We start from the raw sequence: 21,207 nt of genomic DNA on the forward strand, positions 1-21,207 counted from the left end.
GTTGCGTTGTATTTATTGCTTTTCTGGATGTTTTACTGACCTGCGGTCAGCGGCGTTGACGCTTTTCGATCGCCCATTTCAGCAAGGCCGCGCTGCGGAAAATGCCGTGGGCGAACTTGCCATAGGGCAGGGTGAGGAACAGTGCCATCACCACGCCCAGATGCACGGCCAGCAGGCTGCCCAGCACATGGCTGTGGCGAGCAAACGGCAACAGCAGGCCGCTGGCGCTGGTGAGCAGCAGCAGGGCAATGAAGCCGCGGTCCATCGGGCGTTGTTGTATGTCGCCATGCTGCGGGTCGCGTTGCAGGTTCAGCCACAGCAGGCCGGCAGGGCCAATCAGCAGGCCGATACCACCCGCAATGCCCAGCAGCACCGGCAGGCTGTTCAGTGCATAGGGGGCTGGCAGACCCAGCAGATAGTGGTAGCCGGTGGCTACGATGGTGGCGGCAAAGCAGGACAGGAAGCCGTAGAAAGTGAAATGGTGAAAACGTCGCCGCCACAGGGTGTAGGCATCGTCGGCGTTATTGCAGCCCTGGCCGTGGCCGCCATCCAGATACTTCAGCGTGGCCACTGCATGACCGGCATCCAGCACCGCCGGTACATCCGGCGCTTGCGGGCTGATGTCGCGCCAGAAGCGGCGCACACCCATGCCCAGCGCCAGCACGGCAAAGCCGAATACCGGGCCGAACAGCCCGGCCAGCAGATGGTGCGGGAAGTAGTCGTAGAAATTGCCGCTGTTCACTGTCGGGGCCAGTGCCTGCAACAGCAGCAGGAACAGCGCGAGGCCGGCAGCCAGTGCCAGCGCAACGGTCAGCCCGGCGTGGTGATACAGCCGCCCCAGCGCGCCCGGCCAGGCAAAGCGGGTATAGCTTTGCTGTCGCACCTGGGCCATGGCTTTGGGAATGTTGACGGCAAATTCATGCGGCGGTGCGTACTGGCAGGCATGCAGACAGGCACCGCAGTTGTGGCAGAGGTTGGCCAGGTAATGGATGTCGGCCTGGCCGAATTCCAGCCGCTGGGTCATGGCGGGAAACACCGCACAAAAGCCCTCGCAGTAACGGCAGGCATTGCAGATTTGCAAATCGCGCGCCACTTCGGCCTCGGCCTTGTCCAGCAGGGAGCCCGGCTGGCCGGCAGCCAGTTGTTGCGCCTCGTCGATCAGGCGGGTGAGTTGTTGCATGTCAGATTCCTTGTGAAACAGCCTGAGCCGCCTGGGCAGCACGGCTGCCGGCAATACGACCAAAAGCCGTGCCGATGGCCATGCCGATACCGGCCACATAACCCTTGCCCAGCACATTGCCGGCCATCATTTCACCGGCCACAAACAGGTTGGGGCTGGGCTGCCCGGCAAAGTGCACGGCGGCGTCGGCATTGGTTTTCAGGCCCAGATAGGTAAAGGTGATGCCGGGGCGCAGCGCGTAGCCGTAGTAAGGCGGGGTATCGAGCGGCAAGGCCCAGTGGCTTTTGGGCGGAGTGAGGCCGTCGGTGTGGCAGTTGTCCAGCACGGTGTGGTCGAACTGTCCGGCCTGACAGGCCGCGTTGTAGCGCTGGATGGTGTCGACAAAGCGCGCCTCGTCCAGCCCCAGTTGCCGCGCCAGCTCCTGCAGGGTGTCGGCCTTGTTGCCGGGGAATACCGGCGGCATGAAGCGGCCGATGGCCTTGGAGTCGATGATGGAATAGCCGATCTGCTCCGGCTGTTGTGCCACCAGCCGCCCCCAGATGGCATAGCGCTTGGGCCAGAAATCCTCGCCCTCGTCGTAAAAGCGCTCGGCGTTGCGGTTGAGCATGATGCCCAGCGATACGCAGTCCACCCGGGTACAGATGCCGCCATCGTAAAGCGGTGCGCGGGCGTCAATGGCTACGCAGTGCGATTGCGACGGGTCGCCCACCATATCGGCCCCGGCCTGCTGCATGAACTTGAGCAGTACGCCCTGATTGAAACGGGTGCCACGGATGAGGAAGTTGTCCGCCGGCCAGTCGCCCTGATCGTTCTGGCCCCAGGCGCTGCGCAGCCATTCGCGGTTGGACTCGAAACCGCCAGCAGCCAGTACACAGCTGCGCGCGGTGATGCGCTCGCCACCCGACAGATGGGCAGCAACAAAGCGGCCATCCTGCAATTCCAGCCGTTCAACCGCGCTGTCGTAGCGAATCACCACGCCCAGTTGTTCGGCACTGCGGTAGTAGGCATTCACCAGCGCCTTGCCGCCGCCCATGAAAAAGGCATTGGTGCGCGCCGTATGCAATGCGCCGGACAGCGAGGGCTGAAAGTGCACGCCGTGACGGCGCATCCAGTCGCGACAGCTGCCGCTGGCGCGAATCACCAGCCTGGCCAGCGCTTCGTCGGTCTGGCCGCCGGTGACGCGCAGCAGGTCCTGCCAGTACTCCTCTTCCGGATATGCATCCACCAGCACGTCTTGCGGGGCATCGTGCATGCAGCGCAGGTTGCGGGTGTGCTGCGAATTGCCGCCGCGCCAGGCGCGCGGGGCGGACTCCAGCAGCAGCACCGAGGCCCCGGCTTCGCGGGCCATCAGTGCGGCGCAGAGTGCGGCGTTGCCGCCGCCGATGATCAGAACATCAAACATGGGTACAGCCTCCCTGAGACAAGCGGAGACTGTAAAAAGCCCTCAGCCCGGCCGCCAGACCGGATCGGGCAACAGGTGTTTAGCGATTGTAAACAGTAGCTCCCGGCCACTGGCCGCTGCTGGCCAGTTCGCTGGCCACCTGTTGCAGCACCACGCGGGTGGCCAGTCCGGCCGGCGACAGCTCGTCATCGGACAGGCTCACCAGCAGGTTGGGGCGGCTGACACTGTCGTCGATGATGTCAATCAGACGGAACTCTTCCGGTGGCAGGCGGGCAATGGCAGCACCGGGCTGGATGGTGGCGCCGTAACCGGCCCTTACTGCATCCATCAACAGCGACAGGCCGTCGATTTCCGCGCTGATGTTCAGCGCGTGCGCACCCTGGGTGCTGGCGTTGTTGAGCAGGGCGCGCAATCCATGCGGGCCACTGGGCATGATCAGCGGAATGTCGCCCAGCTCGGCCAGGCTGATGTGGTCCTGCGTGGGTGCTGCAGGCAGGTCGCGGCGGCAGATCAGGAACAGCTTTTCCTCCAGCAGCGGCAGCACGCTCCAGCGCCGGGTGCGCTCTTCCTGGAACAGCACGGCCAGATCCAGCTGGCGTGCGCCCAGCATGGTGGCCAGATTGCCGGACAGGTTTTCCACCAGATGCAGGCGGATGTCCGGGTAACGCTCGCGCATGGCCGCCACAATCTGGAGCAGGACAGCCCGGACAAGTCCTGTGACAAGCATTGCGACAAGAACTGAACACATGAAAAAACGGCCCCGAGGGGCCGTTGTCATTGTTACCGCTTGCTGCCAGACGCTCAGCTCTTGGGCAGGCCGGGCGGGTTGGTACGCGATTCGCTCACCGCTTCGGCGCTCAGGCCCCAGCGGCTGAGTACCTTGGCGTAATTGCCGTTGGCAATCTGGGTATTGATGATTTTGGTAATCGCCGGAGCCAGGCCGGAGTCCTTTCGGGTGGTGACGGCAATGTCAGCAGTCAGCGGCCAACCGCCAGAGAAGGTGCCAGCCAGACGCACCTTGCCGGTACGCGCGGCTTCCAGTGCATAGATGGCATTGGGGCCGAGCCAGGCATCGGCGCGGCCGGACTGCAAGGCTACGCGGGCCACGGCTTCATCATCAAAATACAGTGCCTGCAACGGTTTGAGGCCGGCAGCCTCGTTTTTCTTGTTCCATTCCAGCAGGATCTGCTCCTGATTGGTGCCCGCACCCACAATCACCTTCAGCCCGGCGGTGTCCTTGGGCTCATTGATTTTCAGCTTGCTGCCTGCCTTGGTGTAAAAGCCGAGCAAGTCCTTGCGGTAGGTGGAGAAATCAAATTTCTCCTTGCGCGCTTCGGTAACGGTGACATTGGAAATCACCGCATCGTACTTGCCGGACTGCAAGCCCAGCGGCCAGTCGGCCCAGGCCACGTTGACCAGTTCCAGCTTGCGGCCCAAGCCATCGGCCACCAGGCGCGAGATGTCCGGGTCGGCACCGATGATGGTTTTCGAGTCGCTGGCAAAACCGCCAATCGGCAGGATGCCGCCAGCAATGGCCACCACGAAGGTCTTGTCCTTGACGAAGCGGACGTCCTTGGACAGCAGTTTGATGGCCTCTGGCACCGGACGGCCCTTGGGCTGGCCTTTTTGCTCCGGGCTCAGGTCGATGCTGCTGGCGGCATGGCCAAACAGCGGGGCCAGCAGGGCAAGGCTGAGGGCGGCCAGTACGGTACGGCGCGGCAGATGGGTGTTACGCGACATGATGCTTTCCTTGTTGTGGTCTTGCTTGTGGTGTTGACGGTGTGTGAATGATTTCTGCCTGATGGCGCTAGAGCACGCGGGCCAGGAATTCGCGGGTGCGCTGCTGCTGCGGTTGACGCAATACCTGCTCCGGGCTGCCGCTTTCCACAATGCGGCCTTGCTCCATGAACACCACGGTATCGGCCACTTCACGGGCAAAGCCGATTTCATGGGTGACAATCAGCAGCGTGGTGCCAGAGCGCGCCAACTCCTTGATGACGTCCAGCACTTCCTGCACCAGCTCCGGGTCCAGCGCCGAGGTGGGTTCGTCAAACAGCAGCACCTTGGGGCGCAACGCCAGCGCACGGGCAATGGCCACACGCTGCTGCTGGCCGCCGGACAGCTGGCGCGGCCAGGCATCGGCCTTGTCGGCCAGCCCTACCCGCTTGAGCAACAGGCGCGCCTGGGCTTCGGCCTCGGCCCGGCTCAGGCCGCGCAGCGCGATGGGCGCTTCAATCAGGTTTTGCAATACGGTGAGATGGGGAAACAGGTTGAAGTGCTGGAACACCATGCCCACTTCCACGCGGCGTTGCAGGATGTCCTTTTCCTTCAGCTCGTGCAGCGAATTGCCCTGCTGGCGGTAGCCGATCAACTCCCCGTCAATGGCAATGAAACCGCTATCCACCCGTTCCAGATGATTGATGCTGCGCAGCAAGGTGGACTTGCCCGAACCGGACGGCCCGATGATGACGGTGACGCTGCCGGGCGGAACGGTCAGCGACACCGCATCCAGCACCTGCTGATGGCCATAGCGCTTGCTGACAGCATGGATGGCGACTTCCCCGCCCTTGACTGCGGGTATGTCGGTCAGCGCAGCGGGCGGTGTCACCGTGGCCGGACCAGTGGCACTGACTGGCCACCAGCGCTGGCGGGCACGCTGCCACAACGACTGCGGCTGCTGGCGCAGTGCACCACGTGCATAGTGCCGCTCCACCTGCACCTGTACCGTGGACAGTACGGTGAGGATGATCAGGTACCACACGGTGGCCACCATCAGCAGCGGAATCACTTCCAGATTGCGGTGGTACACCACCTGGATGGTGTAGAACAGCTCCGGCAGCGCCAGGATGTAGACATTGGCCGTGCCCTTGGCGAGGCCAATGATGTCATTGAAGGCGGTAGGCAAGATGGTACGCATGGCCTGCGGCAGCACGATGCGGAAAATCTGCCGTCCGCGTGGCAGGCCCAGCGCGGCCGCGGCTTCCAGCTGGCCCTGCTCCACCGACAAAATGCCGCCACGGATGATTTCCGCCGAGAATGCCGCCTGGTTCAGGCTCAGGCCCAGCACCGCTGCGGCAAAGGGGCTGATCAGCTCGGTAGTGGAATAGCTGAACCAGTTGATGCCGGTATACGGCACACCGATATTGATGGTTTCGTACAGATAACCCAGGTTGTTGAGGATAAGCAGCAACACGATCAGCGGAATGGAGCGGAACAGCCAGATATAGCTCCACGACAGGCTGGCCAGCAGCGGCGAGCGCGACACCCGCGCCAGCGCCAGCACCGTACCCAGTACCGACCCCAGCACCGTGCCGATGGCGGTCAGCAGCAAGGTGCGGCCCAGGCCTTCCAGCACCGGGGCGGCCAGGAACCATTCGGCAAACACCGCCCAGCCCCAGCGCGGATTGGTGGCCACCGAACTGATGATGGCAGCCAGCAGCAGCACGGCCAGCACGCTGCCGGCAATGCGTGCCGGGTAACGCGCCGGGATGATGCGCAGCCCGGCATAGCGGTTGCTGCCGCTGTTGTCGGCATGGGCATGTTCATTGCCTTGCCGTGGCAATGAATGGGTAAAGGCGATATCGCCGACTTCGGTAATTTCACTCATGATGTCTTGTCCTGTGCAAAAGCCGTGGTGGGTGGTCGGCAAGCAAGTCAAAGCGGTTTCAAACGGCAATGCCGGCCAGTTCCGTCCAGTGCGCAGCATGGGATTGCGCGCCGGACTGGCGTGGCACTGCCTTGGTAAACGGCAGGGTGCGCAAGGCTTCCAGATCCCCCTCGGGGTCGAACTGCGCCTGATAGCCATGACGCAGGTAGAGCCCGACCGCCTCCGGCTGGCGGCAACCGGTGGTCAGGTAAATCTGGCGGTAACCCTGGCGCTGGCATTGCGCCTCCAGCTCCTGCAACACCAGCCCGGCCAAGCCCTGACGGCGGAACTGGCTGTGGGTCCAGATACGCTTGAATTCGGCGGTGTGCTCATCCAGCCGCTTGAAGGCCCCGCCGGCAATCGCCTGCCCCTGCCGCAGCAGCAACAGGAAGTTGCCATGCGGCGGCGCAAAGGTTTCCGGCGGATAGCGCCGCATTTCTTCAGCCGCACCGCCGGGGCTGAACAGATTGCCGTAGCGTGCGTCGTATTCCTGCGTCAGCTCGGCCAGCATCACGCTGGCGCGCGGGTCGGTGGTGGTGGTGTAAACAAAGTAGTCACGCATGTGCTCGGTCCATTGCGATGTGTGTCTGGCTGTCGCTTGTTATGTGGCCGCCTGTTGCAACGGCAGGTAGCGCTCGGCCAGGGCCACCCAGTAGCTGGCGGCCAGCGGCAGGATGGCGTCGTTGAAGTCGTAGCGCGGGTTGTGCAGGCCGGCGCTGTCGCCATTGCCGAAAAACACGAAGCTACCCGGCCGTTCCTGCAACATGAAGGCAAAGTCCTCGCTGGCGGTGCGCGGCCGGAAAGCCTCTTCCACCCGCGCCGCGCCCAGTGTGTCCTGTGCCACTTTGCGCGCCAGTGCGGTTTCTGCCGGGTGATTGCACACCGGCGGGAAGCCCAGGCGGTAATCCACCTCGGCGCGTGCGCCAAAGCTGGCCGCCTGTGCCTCCACCAGTGCCGGTACGCGCTGTTGCAGCAGGCTGCGCACTTCCGGGCGGAAGGTGCGGGCGGTCAGTTTCAGCTCCACGCTGTCCGGAATCACATTGGACGCATGGCCGCCGTGGATGCTGCCCACGGTGAGCACGCCCATGTCCAGCGGGTCGACATTGCGTGACACCACCGATTGCAGCGCGGTAATCACGTGGGCACTCACCAGCACCGGGTCCACCGTGTTATGCGGTTCGGCCCCATGGCCGCCCTTGCCATGGACGGTGATGTGGGCCTGGTCCACCGAGGCCATGGCCGGGCCTTCGATGCAGCCGATGTGGCCGCAACTCACCCCGGGCCAGTTGTGCAGGCCGAACACCGCATCGCAGGGAAAGCGCTCGAACAAGCCCTCCTCCAGCATGCGCCGTGCGCCACTGCCGGTTTCTTCCGCCGGCTGGAAAATCAGCTGCAAGGTGCCGTCAAACTGGCCGTGCAGCGCCAGAAAGCGGGCGGCGGCCAGCAGGATGGCGGTGTGGCCGTCATGCCCGCAGGCATGCATCACGCCGGGGTTCTGGCTGGCATACGGCAGGCCGGTGGCTTCCTGGATGGGCAGCGCATCCATGTCGGCGCGCAGGCCGAGCGAACGCTCACTGCTGCCACGGCGCAAGCTGCCCACCACCCCGGTGCCGGCAATGCCGGTGGTCACCTGATAGCCCCACTGCTGCAACAGCGCGGCCACCTTGCCGGCGGTGCGATGTTCGGCAAACGCCAGTTCCGGGTGCTGGTGCAGGTCGCGACGCAGGGCGACGAATTCGGCATTGGCAGCCGCAATGCCGGTTTCGATCTGCAGGCTGCGCGGCAACACGGCGCTGTCTAATGCTGCATTCATCAAGCCACCTGCTGCTGGCTGCTGTGCTCGGTCGCTTGCTGGTAACGGCTTTCCTTGCGCGGCAGGCCCAGATGGTCGCGCAGGGTGCGGCCGTCCAGCTGGCGATTGAAGCGTCCGCTCTTTTCCAGCACCGGCAGCACATGGGTGATGAAGTCATCCAGCCCTTCGGCCACCACCGGGAAGCCCAGGATGAAACCGTCAGCCGCACCCTCGTCCACCCAGCGGATGATTTCCGCCGCCACTTTTTCACCGCTGCCGACAAAGTTGCTGCGCGGGGTGGCCACTTCCAGCGCCACCTGGCGCAGGGTCAGGCCATGCTCACGGGCGCGGGCCTTGATCTGGTCGGTGGTGGAACGGAAGCTGTTGCGACCGATATCGCCCAGCTCCGGGAAGGCCTCGTCCAGCGGGTACTGGGTGAAGTCGTGGTGGTCAAAGAAGCGGCCCAGATAGGCCAGTGCGTCATCGATGGTCAGCAGTTGCTGGATGATGCGGAACTTGGCTTCGGCCTCGGCATCGGTGGCGGCCACCACCGGTGCAATACCGGGGAAGATTTTCACATCGTCCGCCTTGCGGGCATGCAGCACGGCACTGGTTTTCACCTTGCGCAGGAAGTCGCGGGTTTCTTCGATGGAGGGCGAGTGGGTAAACACCGCGTCGGCATACTTGCCCGCCAGGCCAATCCCGGCATCGGAAGAACCGGCCTGGAAAATCACCGGCTGGCCCTGCGGCGAGCGGCTGATGTTCAGCGGCCCGGCCACCTGGAAGAAACGCCCCTTGTGGTTCAGGGTGTGCAGCTTGTCCTTGTCGAAGAACTGGCCGGTTTCACGGTTACGCGGCAAGGCGTCGTCGTCCCAGCTATCCCACAAACCCTGGGTGACTTGCAGGTATTCGTCGGCAATTTCATAACGCAGGCTGTGTTCCGGATGCGGGCGGCTGTAGTTGAGCGCCGTGCCCTCCAGCGGCGTGGTCACCACATTCCAGCCGGCGCGGCCGCCGCTGATCAGGTCGAGCGAGCCGAACTGGCGCGCCACGGTAAACGGGTCGCTGTAGGAAGTGGACACGGTGCCGGCCAGGCCGATCTTGCGTGTCACGCTGGCCAGCGCCGACAGGATGGAAATCGGCTCGAAACGGTTGAGGAAGTGTGGAATCGATTTTTCATTGATGTACAGGCCGTCCGCCACAAAGGCAAAGGCAATGCCGTTGGCTTCGGCTTTCTGCACGGTATCGATATAGAACTGCAGGTTCACGCTGGCATCCGCCGGGCCGCTGGGGTGTTTCCAGGCGTGCATGTGACCACCAGCGCCGTGCAGCATGATGCCGAAGGTAATGGGTTTGCTCATGTTCAGCTCCAAAAAGATTGATCAGTACGGTCAGGCGGCCAGCGGCTCGCGCGCTTCGGCCAGCAGGGCAATGGAAGCGCGGCGCAGCGCAAACTGGGCCACGGGGATATCGATGATGAATTCGCGGATGCCGTAGCTCTGGTGCAGGGAATCCAGCTCGGCGCGCACATCACCGGCGGTACCGGCTATCACGTGCGGATGCTTTTCTTCCAGCTGGTACTGGCTGCTGCCAGCCTGACGGGCAAATTCTTCTGCTGCTTCACGGCTGGGCACATTGACGCTGCGGCCATCTTCCAGCGTCACCTTGAACAGCTTCAGCTCCCCCACCAGTGCCTGCGCCTGTTCGCGGGTTTCAGCCACAAAGGCATACAGCGCCAGCGCGGGTACCTTGCCGGTCCACTGGCGGTACACGGCAATGGATTGCTGGATATTCAAAGGGTCGCCGTTGAAGTGGCCGGCATAGGCAAAATCCCAGCCCAGGCGGGCGGCCAGCCGGGCGCTGTCCGGGCTGCCGCCCAGCAGGAAGCGCCCCGGGGTAATGGGCGGCAACGGCGTAGCCTTTGCCCCGGCCAGCGGATGCCCCTCCGGCTGGCCTTCATTCAGGAAGGCATTCAGCTCGGTCAGCTGGGCGGTGAAGTCGGGCTTGCGCGCGGCATCGTGATAGTGCTGCAGCACGGGTGCTGAACGGCAGGCCGCCGGGAGCCTGCCCACCCCCAGATCCACCCGGCCCGGCGCCAGCGCCGCCAGCAGATTGAAGGTTTCCGCCACCTTGTAGGGGCTGTAGTGCTGCAGCATGACGCCGCCACTGCCCACGCGGATGCGGCTGGTATGCGCCAGGATGTGGGAGATCAGCACTTCGGGCGCGGAACTGGCCAGCAGCGGTGTGCTGTGGTGTTCGGCCACCCAGAAACGGTAATAGCCCAACTGTTCTGCCAGCTTGGCCAGCGCCACGGTATTGGCCAGCGCATCGGCCGCGGTAGCGCCCGGCGGAATCGGGCTTTTATCCAGGATGGACAGGGAGTATGACATTTGTGTGCACCGTGTAATTGACGCCACAAAATCTATTCCCAGCCAATTTGAAGATCAATCAAATTAAATTGATATGCTTATCCGTGCAGCTTATTCATTTTCCTGCAAATTCCAATAAAAAATTGACTTAGCAATAATCAGCAGAAAGCCATGCAAAACAAATCAATATGAATAAAACCTGCAAAAACAGTTTGATTTGTTAATCATTTTTTATTGATTAAATAAACGGGAACAATACGGAAGAATAAGCACCAGCCGAAACCCGCCACCCTGGCAACGGCTTGCTTGTCCGACCAACCGATTTCCTGTGAACACATCATGAAAATAAAACTGCTCACCCTGGCTATTGCTGCTACTCCCTTGTTTGCCCATGCCGATGAGGGCGTAACCATCTACGGCAAGATTGCTGGCGACATCTCCAGCGTCCGTAGTTACACCGCTACTGGCAGCCAGAGTTCTGTACACGTAGACGACAATACCTCGCGCATCGGTTTCAAGGGTTCGGAGAACCTGGGCAATGGCCTGACTGCCATCTGGCAGGTGGAAAACCGCATCCACGTGGATGGCAGCGGTACGGACACCTTTGCCAGCCGTGACACCTTCATCGGCCTGCAAACCGAATACGGCAAGCTGCGCCTGGGCCGCCTGTCCGACTACGCCAACCTGGACATGGAATATATCGATCCGGGTGCTTACAGCGGCGTAGGCGGCCAGCTGTACTCCACCCGTCTGGACGGTCGTCTGAACAATGCCGTGCGCTACGACAGCCCCAACCTGGCCGGTTTCAGCTTTACCACCACCTGGGCGGCAGACGAGAAACGCGCCAATGACAGCAATGGCCAACCTACCAACAACCAGGTATTCAACCTGGGCCTGAGCTACGAACAGGCTGGTTACTTTGCCAAGTTCAGCTATGAAACCAAGGGGGATGCCAAACAGGTGAACTCATCCGCCCAGACCGGCGCGGTGAAAAACTGGTGGCGTGTGGAAGCAGGCTATATCAGCGACCCGATCTACCTGGCCTTGGGTTTCCAGACCGTTAACGGCTACCTGGGCGTTTCCAGCGGCAAGTTTGTTGACAGCCCGGGCGTGGTTTACAACGTCAACGTGCTGAACACCCGCCTGGCGTCCAGCGGCCAGAGTCTGAGTGCCGCCGCTTCCGGTCAGGATGTGAAAACCCGTGAAGCCGTGCTCACCTTCGGCTACAACGTAGGTGCCTGGCTGCCATATGTTTCGCTGACCAAGGGCTACGACGTGCAAATCGGCGGCAGCAACGTCGACAAGACCGGCTACACCCAGTATGTGCTGGGCACGATATACAACCTGTCCAAACAAACACGTGCTTATGCCTCATATGGCCGCGTCAACTGGGGTGGCAATGGTGTAAGCAGTGAAAGCTCGCTCAACCTGGCCCTGGCCAAATACTTCTAAGTGACATGCCCCGCCTCGCGGCGGGGTTCTTGCTGCCACACCATTTTTACTGCGAAAGATGCCTGATGAGCCGCGACACCCTGTTTTTGCTGGAGCCCGGATTCACCCGTCCCGACCATCCGGCCGACCAGCGCTTTGTCTGCCCGCACAGTAACCTGCTGGAAGGCCTGCTGGCAGTGCAACCGGCACTCTCCGAACGCATTGAAATCCGCCGCCTGCCGTTTCCACGGCCGCGTCAGCCGGTAATTGATCTGCTGGGCGAAGAAAACCAGAGCCTGCCAGTGCTGATACTGGACCCGGCCAGCCCCTTACCGGCCGGTGCCAGACAATATGGCGGACGGCATTTCCTGCAAGACGCCCGGCAGATTGCCGATTATCTGGCACAGCACCACGCTGCCTATCGTCTGTAACCCTTGCCACCCGAAAGCACATCATGGGAATCAAACGCCTGAACCACGCAGTGCTGTATGTCAGCGATGTTGCCGACAGCACCCGCTTCTACCAGCAAGTACTGGGGTTTAACCCCTCACCCGGCCCACAGCCGGAAAAGGCCTTCTTTGCCCAGGCGGCAGAGTCGGACAACCATCACGACCTGGCCTTGTTCGCCCGCAATCTCGGCCAGCAACGCGCCGGGGTATTCAGCGCACGCGGCGAAACCCCAGCTGCCAACGAGCCGCCGGCCGGTCTTTATCATCTGGCCTGGGAAGTGGATACCCTGCTGGAACTCAAGCGTATTCGCGACCAGTTGCAGGCACTTGGCAAGCTGGGCCTGGAAGAAGACCACGGCCTGTTCAAGAGCGTGTACGGCCACGATCCGGACGGCCTGCTGTTTGAAATCAACTGGTTCCTGCCCGCCGATGCCATCCGCGACGAGGACCGCGACATCCGCACCGCCCCGCTGGATTGGGAGCGCGAACTCGCACGTTTTGCCAGCCACTAGGCAGCGCGCAGGACCGCGGCTTGCTGCCTGCGCGGCCTGCTGCTGCCTTGCCAAACAAGGATTGCGCTGGGATGGCGCTATGCAGCAAGATGGACAACCCACCTGTTTATGGAGTCTTGCCGCATGATCAGCCATCTCGACCACCTTGTCCTCACCACCGCCCGACTGGATGACTGCCTGGCGTTTTATTGTGACGGCCTGGGCATGACGCTGGAGAAATTCATTGGCGGCACCCCGCCGGTGGAGCGGCTGGCACTGAAGTTTGGCAGCCAGAAAATCAATATCCACGTGCAGGGCAAGGAGTTCGAGCCCAAGGCTGCGCTGCCCACTCCCGGCGCACTGGACCTGTGTTTCATCGCCAGCCAGCCGCTGGACACGGTGATGGCCCGCCTGCAGGAAAAAGGGCTGGCCATCATCGAAGGGCCGGTAGGCCGTACTGGTGCCACCGGCAAGATCCGCTCGGTTTACCTGCGCGACCCGGATCAGAACCTGATCGAAATTTCCGAATACCTGTCCTGACCATCCGGTCGTTCAGACCGTCTCCTGCCAGCGCTGGCGTATGGCTTCCAGCTCGGCCCGCAAACCGAGGAAGCAGGCCGCCAGCGCCGGGTCGAAGTGCTTGCCTGCTTCACTGGCGATCAAGTCAAACGCTTTATCCGCGCTCCAGGCTTCCTTGTAGGGCCGTTTGCTGGTCAATGCGTCGAACACATCGGCAATGGCCACAATGCGCGCGGCCAGCGGAATGGCTTCGCCCTGCAAACCCTGCGGATAACCCGTGCCATCCCAACGTTCGTGATGGCTGAGCGCAATGGTGGCCGCCATCTGCAACAGACTGGATTTGTCTTCACCAATGATGCGGGCACCGATTTCGGCATGGCTGCGCATGATGTTCCACTCATCCGCATCCAGTTTGCCCGGCTTGAGCAGGATGGCATCCGGAATGCCGATCTTGCCGATATCGTGCATGGGCGCGGCATTGAGCAACTCGTCGGCAAAGCGCTCGCCATGACCGGCCGCCAGCGCCAGCAGCCGCGAGTAATGGCTCATGCGGATTACATGCAGGCCGGTTTCGTTATCCTTGAATTCGGCCGCCCGGCCCAGCCGCTGGATGATCTGCAGCCGGGTTTCCACCAGTTCCTCCACCCGCACCAGTGACAGATGGGTACGCACCCGTGCCAGCACGATGGGCGGGCTGACCGGCTTGCTGATGTAGTCCACGGCACCGGCGGCAAAGCCTTCCGCTTCGTCCTTGCTGTCACTCAGCGCCGTCACGAAAATCACCGGCAGCGCAGCCGTCTGCGGGTTCTGCTTTAACTGGCGGCACACTTCCAGCCCGGTCATGCCGGGCATCATCACATCCAGCAGGATCAAATCCGGCCTGGACGCCGCCGCCAGTTGCAGGGCCTTCTCGCCATCGCGGGCAAACAGCAGGCGGTAGTGGTCCTGCAGGATGTGGCGCAAGACTTGCAGATTATTCGGTTCGTCATCCACCAGCAGCAGGCAGGGACGCGTGTCATCGATAGGGCTCATGGTGCTTCCGTTTCTCCGGCGGCGTCCGGCAGTAGAGCATGCGCAGCCTTCAGGGCTGCGTCAAAATCAAAATCATCCAGCGCAGCCTGCAAGGCTTGCAAGCTGGCGGCGGGCAATAAGCCGGCCAGCGCCTGCATGGCTTCATCGTCCAGGCTGGCCTGACCGCACGCTGCCATCACCCGTTGCAGCCAGGGCCGGGCGGCGGCAGGCAATGGCGCGGCTGTGCTGTCTGCCACCTCGGTGACAAGCGCGGTGCCGGGATGCAGGCAAGGCGGCGGCCACGCCGGCCATGATGTTGTCGATGGCATCAGCCTGTGCCGGGCTGCAGGCAGCGGCCTGCTCCACTGCGGCCAGCTGTTGCTGCAATTGCATCAGCCCCAGATTGGCGGCAAGCCCGCGCAGGCGGTGCGCCTGCTGGCGGCAACTGGCGGCATCGGTCTCTGCCAGCGCAGCCAGCTGCGGCTGATTGTCGGCCAGAAAACGGCGGATACGTTCCACCAGCACCTCACGCTCGCCCCAGCGCGCCAGTGCGCCGTCCCAGTCGATGAGTACAGCCTGCTGGCCAGTGCTGCGGGCGACATCGGCCATCGTGCCGGACAGGCCGGTGACGCGGGCAATTTCCTGCCGCAGGCTGGCCATGTCCAGCGGTTTGACGGCAAAGCCGTTCATGCCGGCGGCTTCGGCATCCTTGCGGTCCTGACTGAGCACGCTGGCGGTCAGGGCAATCACCGGCGTGGATGCTTGTCCGCTGCGCGCTTCCTGCGCCCGCAACTGGCGGGTGGCTTCCAGCCCGTCCACTTCGGGCATCTGCACATCCATCAGCACCACATCAAAACGCTGGGCCGCGTGCAGGGCCACCGCCTCCGCCCCGCCGCTGGCGGTGCTCACCTGCAGGCCTTCGCGTTGCAGCATCAGTTGCAGCAGTTCCAGGTTTTCCGGCACATCATCCACCGCCAGCACCCGCAGCGGCGGCAAGACCAGCGTTGGCGCCGCGCTGCCGGCTGGCAGGCTGCCACGGGCGGTTTGCAGCGGCAGGCTGATGTCAAAGGTGGAACCCACACCCAATTGGCTGCGTACCTGAATGCTGCCGCCCATCAGCTCCACCAGCTGGCGGGCAATGGTGGTGCCAAGCCCGGTGCCGCCAAAGCGGCGCGCCATGCTGGCATCCGCCTGGCTGAACGGGGCGAAGATGCTGTCCAGCCGGTCTGGCGCAATGCCGATGCCGCTGTCGCTGACAGCGATGTGCAAGCGGTCGGCCTCGCAGCGCACCTGCAGCGCCACCTGGCCCTGTTCGGTGAACTTGACGGCATTTCCCAGCAGATTGGTCAAAATCTGCCGCATGCGGAGCACGTCGCCATACAACAGCTGCGGGCAATCGGCGGCGTAGTCCAGTTGCAGCGCCAGCTGCTTGTCGCGTGCCTGCAGGGCAAAGGCATCCACCAGTTGCTGGCACAGCTCGTGCAGCGAGTAATCCGCCTCATCCAGTTCCAGCGCACCGCGTTCCAGCTTGGCGGTATCCAGCACGCCATTGAGCAGGCCCAGCAGAGCCCGGGCGGACTGGTTGATGGTTTGCAGGTGGCGGCGCTGCTCCGGCTGCAAGCTGCCGTCCAGCAGCAGCTGGGCAAAGCCGATGATGGCATTCATCGGGGTGCGGATTTCATGGCTCATATTGGCCAGGAACATGCCCTTGGCGGCAGAGGCCTGCTCGGCGCGGTCGCGCGCGGCCATCAGGTCCTGCTCCATGTTCTTGCGGTCGGTCACGTCGCTGGCCAGCTTCATCACTTTGCAGGGCTTGCCGTCCAGATCCAGAATCGGGTTGTACACCGCCTGAATCCACACCGGACGTCCATCCTTGCGCTTGCGCAGGAATTCTCCTGTTTGAAACTTCCCCGCGCGCAAATCCGACCAGAAAGTCTGGTATGCAGCAGAGGCGGCTTCCTCCGGCTGGCACATCACGCTGTGGTGCCGGCCTTGCAGTTCGTCCAGCCGGTAGCCGGTAAGTGCCAGAAAACTGTCATTGGCGGTGAGGATATGGCCATCCATGTCGAACTCCACCACCGCCAGCGCCTGGCGGATGGCATATACCACGCCTTCGTACTCCGCCGCACGCAGGCGGCTTTCGGTGATGTCTATCATCACCCCGTCTATCCACTGCGGCTGCTCGTCCAGGTCAAACACGATGCCCGCACTTTCCGACACCCAGCGCTCACCACCCGCCATGTGAAACAGCCGGTACTCCACCAAGTAGGATCGGCCCTCGCTGACCGCCTGGCTCACGGTATCGCGCACGCGCTGCACATCATCCGGGTGCATGATGGACAGCAGGCTGATGCTGCCATCCAGAAAGCTGGCTGCCGGCCAGCCGCACAGCTCGGCGATGCTGTCGCTGATGAAGATCTTGCTCCAGTCCTGATCCACCCGGCTGCGAAAGGCCACGCCGGGCATATTGGCAATCAGGGTGCGGTACTGGCTTTCGCGCAGCTTGAGTTCGCGCTCCATGGCGGTGCGTTCGCTGATGTCGGTGACAAAGCCGACAAACATCGGCTCGTGCCCGGTATCCACCCGGCCTACCGCCAGCCGGATGGGAAACACCGACCCGTCCTTGCGCCGCGCACTCACCTCGCGCCCCACACCGATCACCCGGGCATCGCCCGTTGCCAGATAATGCGCCAGATAGCCATCGTGGCCCGAGCGGTAAGGCTCGGGCATCAGCATATTGATGTTGCGGCCCACCAGCTCGGCAGACTGCCAGCCGAACAGCAACTCGGCGGCCCGGTTCATTTCCAGCACCCGGCCACGTGCATCCATGCTGATGATGCCGTCCACCGCCGTGTCCACCACCGCCTGCAAGCGCGCCTCGCCTGCGGTCTTTTCCGCCGCCAGCTGGCGATAGCGCAACAAGGTATTACCCGCCAGCACCAGCACCCCGGCACACAGGGTGAGCAAGGCCACCACCGCCGCCATCTTGCCGTTTTCCGCCACCACCCGGCCTGCCGGCTCTGCCACGCCGATGAAGCGGGCCGACAGCATGCCGCTGTAGTGCATGCCGGCAATGGCAAAGCCCATGATGCAACCGGCCAGCAGATTGGTTCTGCCCTCGCCCAGGCGAGCCAGCTGGCGCAGGCCGAAGCGTATCCACAGCGACAGGGTGGCCAGCAAAATGGCAAGCAGCAGCGAAAACACGAACCAGCCCGGCGCGTAGCGCAGGATGGGCGCCATCTGCATGGCGGCCATGCCGGTGTAGTGCATGCCGCCTATCCCCGCCCCCACCAGCAGGCCACCCAGCAACAATTGCGGGCGGCTGACACGGGGGGACGCCAGCATGTTGAGCGCCACCCAGGACGCACAGAACGCCGGCAGGATGGATAGCAAGGTCAGTTGCAGGTCGTAATGCACCGAGGTGCACAAATCAAAAGCCAGCATGCCGACAAAATGCATGGCCCAGATGCCGATACCCTGGAACAGGGCACCGCTGAGCAGTGCAATCTGGCGCAGGCTACTAGACAGTGTGCGGGCAGCCAGCCCGGCCATGTACAGGGTGACTACCGAGGTGACAATGGCCACCAGCACGGACAAGGCCACCAGCCAGGGCTGATAGATGCCGGGCAAGAGCGGCAGTGTGCGGCTGTCAGAGAAGATGAAAAAAGTGTCAAGCATGAGGCAAGGCCTGGTCGGAGTGGAAGGTTGGCCACCGGAGCAAGCGGTGGCCTACAGACATGTAAAGCGGCGCATGGCACCAGACATCGTCACAGGCTGGAAGGAAGAGCGGCCGGTTTGCCAAAGAAAAAGCCTTGCAGTTCGTTCACACCCAACATGCGCATTTTTTCTGCCTGTTCCAGGGTTTCTATGCCTTCGGCAATCACGCGTATCTTCAGCCGGCGGGCAATGAACACCACGGCCTCGATGATGGCGATGTTCTTTTCGTCTTCGGACTGGATAAAGGCCTTGTCGATCTTGATGGCGTCAATCGGCAGCTCGCAGATGCGCGAGAACGAAGAATAGCCGGTGCCGAAGTCATCAATATGAATTTCCACCCCCAGCTGCTTGATCTTGAACAGTGCCTGTTTCACCAGCGCGATTTCGTCTTCGTGGAATACGCTTTCGGTCAGCTCGACAATCAGGTTTTGCGGGTAAAAGTCGCCGCTGGTAAACAGCATCAGCTTGTCGACAAAGTCCTCCTGTAGCAGTTGGTAGAGCGACACATTCACCGCCACCTTCACCGGCTTGCCCGCCATTTGCTGCAGCAGCGGCTGGGCAGCCATGGCCTGATGAATCACCCAGTCACCCAGCTCCACGATGATGCCGCTTTCCTCGGCCACAGGGATGAACTCCACCGGCGAGATATCACCCAGCTCCGGGTGCGCCCAGCGCGACAGGATTTCACAGGACGCCAGCGTGTGGTCCTCGGCCGAGACAATATTGTGGGTGACAATGGACACCTGGCCATTGCCAATGGCCATGCGCAGGTCCTGCGCCAGCGTGGTCTTGCGTCGCAGTTGCTCGCGCATGCCGGGGGTGAAGAACACCACATGGCCGCTGTGACGCGCCTCACCGGCAGCAATGTCGGCATACAGAAACAGATTGTTGGGGTTGTCACAGTCCTGCTCGGACACCGCGCCGATATTGACGTCCACGCAGATGGTCTTGCCCGCCACCTGCATGCGCTGGCTGATTTCCTGCTTCAGCATGACGCCCACCTCCTCCGGGGTCAGCGCGCCATCCCCCAGGCGGGAAAAATAGAAAATGAACTCGTCGCCCCCCCAGCGCCCCACCTGGCAGTCGACATTGCCGAAAATGTCCTGGTTCAGCTGCGACGCCAGCGCTTCCAGCCGCTGCGCCACCTGGCGCAGCACCATGTCGCCAGCCTCGTGGCCCATGCCGTCATTGATTTGCTTGAAGCGCGCCAGATTGATCAGGAAAACCGTGACATTGCCGGGGGTGATCCCAAAGTACTTCACCAGGTTGAACACGCCATGGCGGTTCAACAGGCCGGTCAGCTCGTCGTAATACGCCAGACGCAGCAAATCCTTGCTTCTTTCCTCCACCCGCGCTTCCAGCGTGTCGTTTTCCCGCTTCAGCTCTTCCGCCATCGAAGAAAGCTCATCCAGCAAACCCTTGTTGGACAGGGACAGGCCGATACTGCGGCGGACCAGCTTGTAGTTGTGCTGGTGGGTAATCATCATCACCCAGGCGAAAATCATCCCCAGCACACCCAGCGTGACATAGGAGTGAATGCCCGACTGGAACAGCCGGATACAGGCAGGCATCAACAGCAGCAGGATATAAGCCTTGCCGGCAATCCTGAGCGAGGACAAGGTGCCGGTGGCCCCACCGGCCAGTGCCGCCAGGATTACGATAATGGCAAACTGCTGCGGCCCCTGGTAATGCCCGATGCCCCACCAGCCCAGCACCGCCCAGAGTCCGGCGGCGCTCACCAGCCCCAGGCTCAGGTAGAAGCTGTCGGCCAGCAGGAAGGTATGGGTTTTGCGATAGCGTCTGGCTGCATGCAGGAACTGGACAAAACGCAGGACGGTGAGTGCAAGTGCCGCGCCGGACCACTGCAGGACAAAGCTGGAAGAGTCGTCAGACAGGATATAAGTAATAGCCAGAATGGCTGCCAGATTCACCAACAAGCCAACTGCATAATTTTTCAATGACTCGCGCCATATTCTTTCAAGCATGCCTTGCTGCATAAACCGCCTTATCAATGACTGGGCCCTGTCGCGCCGGCTTGGTGGCAAACGTGATGGCAGCTGCTGACTGCTGCCACGGCCAGGCCAGGCTGGTGCAGGAAAATGCTGCGCATGACGCTGGCTGTAAACTGCCATTATAAGCGCTGCCAGCAGGCTGTTATGCCATCGGCGACAAATTTTGCTGTGGTGACGGTGAATGAAATCCCGACCCTGCTCAGGCATCCGCACACAGCTGGCGCAAGGCTTCGGCAAATTGCAGCAAGGGGCGGGACTGTGCGCCGGCACGGGTAAACATGGCAATCGGCGGCAAGGTCCAGTCAAACGAATACGGCACAATGGCCAGCCCGGCAGTACGCACCAGTTCTTCCGCGATATCCGCCGGCACAATCGACACCGCCCGCTCGCTGGCCACAATCATCTCGCCAATCAGCTTGGACGAATAACTCTCGACAATGGGCGATGGCGGTGCCACCCCGGCGGCCAGAAAAATGTCGGCCACCTGTTCGCGCATCGGCGTATTGGGTGCGCCCAGAATCCAGTCCAGCGCCACCAGTTGCTGCCAGTCCAGCCGCACCCGGCCCAACTGGGCCGCCAGTCGCCGGCTGGCAATCAGCCGTGGTTGCTGGCGGTACAGCAGGCTGAACTCCACCCCGGCCAGATCCACCGTGGACGAAGCCCGGCCAATCACGATATCCAGCGTGTGGTCCTGCAATTGCGGCAACAGCTGGTCGCTGGTGCCTTCGTGTATGGTGACGGTCAGGCCCTTGCTGTCCTCCGGCATGGCGCGGCGGATGGCCGCGGACAGCAAACGGCCCGAGATGAAGGGAATCACCCCCACATGCAGGTGGGCATCAAAACCGGCCACCGCGCTTTCCATGTCGCGCACCAGATGCCCCAGGTCGTGAATCATCGCCTGGGCCCGTGCCAGCACCAGCTTGCCCAGCGCCGTGGGCGCCATGCCGCGCACCGAGCGGTCGAACAAGGGCGCGCCGAACATGCTTTCCAGTTCGGCCAGCGCACTGGTGATGGCCGGCTGGCTGCTGGCCATTTGTTCAGCTACCCGCGTCAGGGAGCCGTACTGCCGGATATTCAGCAGCAGGATCAGATGCCGCATTTTCAGGCGCGAACTCAAGCGGCGCAGCACTTCTTCGCCATTAATGCCCGTCATATCGCCGCATTCCATAAGATAAATATTATGGGATG

General features: G+C 62.4%; 18 protein-coding genes and 1 pseudogene. 4 read left to right on the forward strand and 15 right to left on the reverse strand.

Annotated elements, in window-relative coordinates:
- Positions 1–46: 46 nt before the first annotated feature.
- The 10 genes and pseudogenes from tcuB to AWT75_RS05240 form a co-directional block, all read right to left on the reverse strand.
- Positions 47–1,180, reverse strand: coding sequence for a tricarballylate utilization 4Fe-4S protein TcuB (gene tcuB, locus AWT75_RS05195; RefSeq protein ID WP_062787949.1), 1,134 nt, complete (start codon positions 1,178–1,180; stop codon positions 47–49).
- Between the two features lies 1 nt (position 1,181).
- The gene (tcuA, locus tag AWT75_RS05200; protein ID WP_062787951.1) at positions 1,182–2,582 is read right to left on the reverse strand and encodes an FAD-dependent tricarballylate dehydrogenase TcuA; all 1,401 of its coding nucleotides are present in this window, start codon (positions 2,580–2,582) and stop codon (positions 1,182–1,184) included.
- A gap of 79 nt (positions 2,583–2,661) precedes the next feature.
- Positions 2,662–3,360, reverse strand: coding sequence for a LysR substrate-binding domain-containing protein (locus tag AWT75_RS05205; protein ID WP_082695963.1), 699 nt, complete (start codon positions 3,358–3,360; stop codon positions 2,662–2,664).
- A 23-nt stretch (positions 3,361–3,383) separates the two neighbouring features.
- Positions 3,384–4,322: an ABC transporter substrate-binding protein gene (locus AWT75_RS05210; RefSeq protein ID WP_052693875.1), complete on the reverse strand. Its 939-nt coding sequence runs from the start codon at positions 4,320–4,322 to the stop codon at positions 3,384–3,386.
- 67 nt (positions 4,323–4,389) lie between these two features.
- Entirely contained in the window at positions 4,390–5,133 is a 744-nt protein-coding gene (locus AWT75_RS22080) for an amino acid ABC transporter ATP-binding protein (RefSeq protein ID WP_045846154.1), read from the reverse strand.
- Positions 5,134–5,304: 171 nt separating this feature from the next.
- Positions 5,305–6,288: pseudogene (locus tag AWT75_RS22655) on the reverse strand (amino acid ABC transporter permease); the annotation flags it as partial.
- Positions 6,248–6,790, reverse strand: a complete 543-nt coding sequence (locus AWT75_RS05225) for a GNAT family N-acetyltransferase (RefSeq protein ID WP_062787955.1) — start codon at positions 6,788–6,790, stop codon at positions 6,248–6,250. The pseudogene AWT75_RS22655 and the gene AWT75_RS05225, both read right to left, overlap by 41 nt.
- A 39-nt stretch (positions 6,791–6,829) precedes the next feature.
- Positions 6,830–8,041 (reverse strand): M20 aminoacylase family protein, encoded by a 1,212-nt coding sequence (locus tag AWT75_RS05230; RefSeq protein ID WP_062787957.1) that lies wholly within the window; start codon positions 8,039–8,041, stop codon positions 6,830–6,832.
- Complete coding sequence (locus AWT75_RS05235; protein ID WP_062788005.1) at positions 8,041–9,381, reverse strand: LLM class flavin-dependent oxidoreductase; 1,341 nt, start codon at positions 9,379–9,381, stop codon at positions 8,041–8,043. The genes AWT75_RS05230 and AWT75_RS05235 overlap by 1 nt, the downstream gene beginning before the upstream one ends.
- A 30-nt stretch (positions 9,382–9,411) precedes the next feature.
- Positions 9,412–10,410 (reverse strand): LLM class flavin-dependent oxidoreductase, encoded by a 999-nt coding sequence (locus AWT75_RS05240; protein WP_062787959.1) that lies wholly within the window; start codon positions 10,408–10,410, stop codon positions 9,412–9,414.
- 318 nt (positions 10,411–10,728) lie between these two features.
- On the opposite strand from AWT75_RS05240, the gene AWT75_RS05245 reads away from it, so the two are divergent.
- The 4 genes from AWT75_RS05245 (at position 10,729) to AWT75_RS05260 (ending at position 13,300) form a co-directional block, all read left to right on the forward strand.
- Positions 10,729–11,841, forward strand: a complete 1,113-nt coding sequence (locus tag AWT75_RS05245) for a porin (RefSeq protein ID WP_153013247.1) — start codon at positions 10,729–10,731, stop codon at positions 11,839–11,841.
- 65 nt (positions 11,842–11,906) lie between these two features.
- Positions 11,907–12,251 carry a DUF3088 domain-containing protein gene (locus AWT75_RS05250; protein WP_062787964.1) on the forward strand — a complete coding sequence of 115 codons (345 nt, stop codon included), beginning with the start codon at positions 11,907–11,909 and terminating at the stop codon, positions 12,249–12,251.
- A 23-nt stretch (positions 12,252–12,274) separates the two neighbouring features.
- Entirely contained in the window at positions 12,275–12,781 is a 507-nt protein-coding gene (locus tag AWT75_RS05255) for a VOC family protein (protein WP_062787966.1), read from the forward strand.
- Positions 12,782–12,904: 123 nt separating this feature from the next.
- A complete protein-coding gene (locus tag AWT75_RS05260) occupies positions 12,905–13,300 on the forward strand; it encodes a VOC family protein (RefSeq protein WP_062787968.1) in 396 nt (131 codons plus the stop codon).
- Between the two features lie 12 nt (positions 13,301–13,312).
- Here AWT75_RS05260 and AWT75_RS05265 read toward each other — a convergent pair whose 3' ends face one another.
- The 5 genes from AWT75_RS05265 to AWT75_RS05285 all read right to left on the reverse strand — a co-directional run bounded on the left by AWT75_RS05265 (position 13,313) and on the right by AWT75_RS05285 (position 21,172).
- Positions 13,313–14,311, reverse strand: coding sequence for a response regulator (locus tag AWT75_RS05265; RefSeq protein WP_062787972.1), 999 nt, complete (start codon positions 14,309–14,311; stop codon positions 13,313–13,315).
- Positions 14,308–14,487, reverse strand: a complete 180-nt coding sequence (locus AWT75_RS05270; RefSeq protein ID WP_062787974.1) for a hypothetical protein — start codon at positions 14,485–14,487, stop codon at positions 14,308–14,310. Before AWT75_RS05270 ends, AWT75_RS05265 begins: the two co-directional genes overlap by 4 nt.
- Positions 14,453–17,968 carry a PAS domain S-box protein gene (locus AWT75_RS05275; protein ID WP_062787976.1) on the reverse strand — a complete coding sequence of 1,172 codons (3,516 nt, stop codon included), beginning with the start codon at positions 17,966–17,968 and terminating at the stop codon, positions 14,453–14,455. The genes AWT75_RS05270 and AWT75_RS05275 overlap by 35 nt, the downstream gene beginning before the upstream one ends.
- 89 nt (positions 17,969–18,057) lie before the next feature.
- The gene (locus tag AWT75_RS05280; protein WP_062787979.1) at positions 18,058–19,965 is read right to left on the reverse strand and encodes a putative bifunctional diguanylate cyclase/phosphodiesterase; all 1,908 of its coding nucleotides are present in this window, start codon (positions 19,963–19,965) and stop codon (positions 18,058–18,060) included.
- 253 nt (positions 19,966–20,218) lie between these two features.
- The gene (locus AWT75_RS05285; RefSeq protein WP_045846144.1) at positions 20,219–21,172 is read right to left on the reverse strand and encodes a LysR substrate-binding domain-containing protein; all 954 of its coding nucleotides are present in this window, start codon (positions 21,170–21,172) and stop codon (positions 20,219–20,221) included.
- Positions 21,173–21,207: the final 35 nt, after the last annotated feature.

Source organism: Aquitalea pelogenes (genome assembly GCF_001515305.1).
Classification (GTDB): Bacteria; Pseudomonadota; Gammaproteobacteria; order Burkholderiales; family Chromobacteriaceae; genus Aquitalea; species Aquitalea pelogenes.

Bases quoted from the DNA above. Each gene is read 5' to 3' on its own strand.
- tcuB (WP_062787949.1), bottom strand. From the start codon at position 1,180: ATGCAACAACTCACCCGCCTGATCGACGAGGCGCAACAACTGGCTGCC.
- tcuA (WP_062787951.1), bottom strand. From the start codon at position 2,582: ATGTTTGATGTTCTGATCATCGGCGGCGGCAACGCCGCACTCTGCGCC.
- AWT75_RS05205 (WP_082695963.1), bottom strand. From the start codon at position 3,360: ATGACAACGGCCCCTCGGGGCCGTTTTTTCATGTGTTCAGTTCTTGTC.
- AWT75_RS05210 (WP_052693875.1), bottom strand. From the start codon at position 4,322: ATGTCGCGTAACACCCATCTGCCGCGCCGTACCGTACTGGCCGCCCTC.
- AWT75_RS05225 (WP_062787955.1), bottom strand. From the start codon at position 6,790: ATGCGTGACTACTTTGTTTACACCACCACCACCGACCCGCGCGCCAGC.
- AWT75_RS05230 (WP_062787957.1), bottom strand. From the start codon at position 8,041: ATGAATGCAGCATTAGACAGCGCCGTGTTGCCGCGCAGCCTGCAGATC.
- AWT75_RS05235 (WP_062788005.1), bottom strand. From the start codon at position 9,381: ATGAGCAAACCCATTACCTTCGGCATCATGCTGCACGGCGCTGGTGGT.
- AWT75_RS05240 (WP_062787959.1), bottom strand. From the start codon at position 10,410: ATGTCATACTCCCTGTCCATCCTGGATAAAAGCCCGATTCCGCCGGGC.
- AWT75_RS05245 (WP_153013247.1), top strand. From the start codon at position 10,729: ATGAAAATAAAACTGCTCACCCTGGCTATTGCTGCTACTCCCTTGTTT.
- AWT75_RS05250 (WP_062787964.1), top strand. From the start codon at position 11,907: ATGAGCCGCGACACCCTGTTTTTGCTGGAGCCCGGATTCACCCGTCCC.
- AWT75_RS05255 (WP_062787966.1), top strand. From the start codon at position 12,275: ATGGGAATCAAACGCCTGAACCACGCAGTGCTGTATGTCAGCGATGTT.
- AWT75_RS05260 (WP_062787968.1), top strand. From the start codon at position 12,905: ATGATCAGCCATCTCGACCACCTTGTCCTCACCACCGCCCGACTGGAT.
- AWT75_RS05265 (WP_062787972.1), bottom strand. From the start codon at position 14,311: ATGAGCCCTATCGATGACACGCGTCCCTGCCTGCTGCTGGTGGATGAC.
- AWT75_RS05270 (WP_062787974.1), bottom strand. From the start codon at position 14,487: ATGGCAGCGTGCGGTCAGGCCAGCCTGGACGATGAAGCCATGCAGGCG.
- AWT75_RS05275 (WP_062787976.1), bottom strand. From the start codon at position 17,968: ATGCTTGACACTTTTTTCATCTTCTCTGACAGCCGCACACTGCCGCTC.
- AWT75_RS05285 (WP_045846144.1), bottom strand. From the start codon at position 21,172: ATGACGGGCATTAATGGCGAAGAAGTGCTGCGCCGCTTGAGTTCGCGC.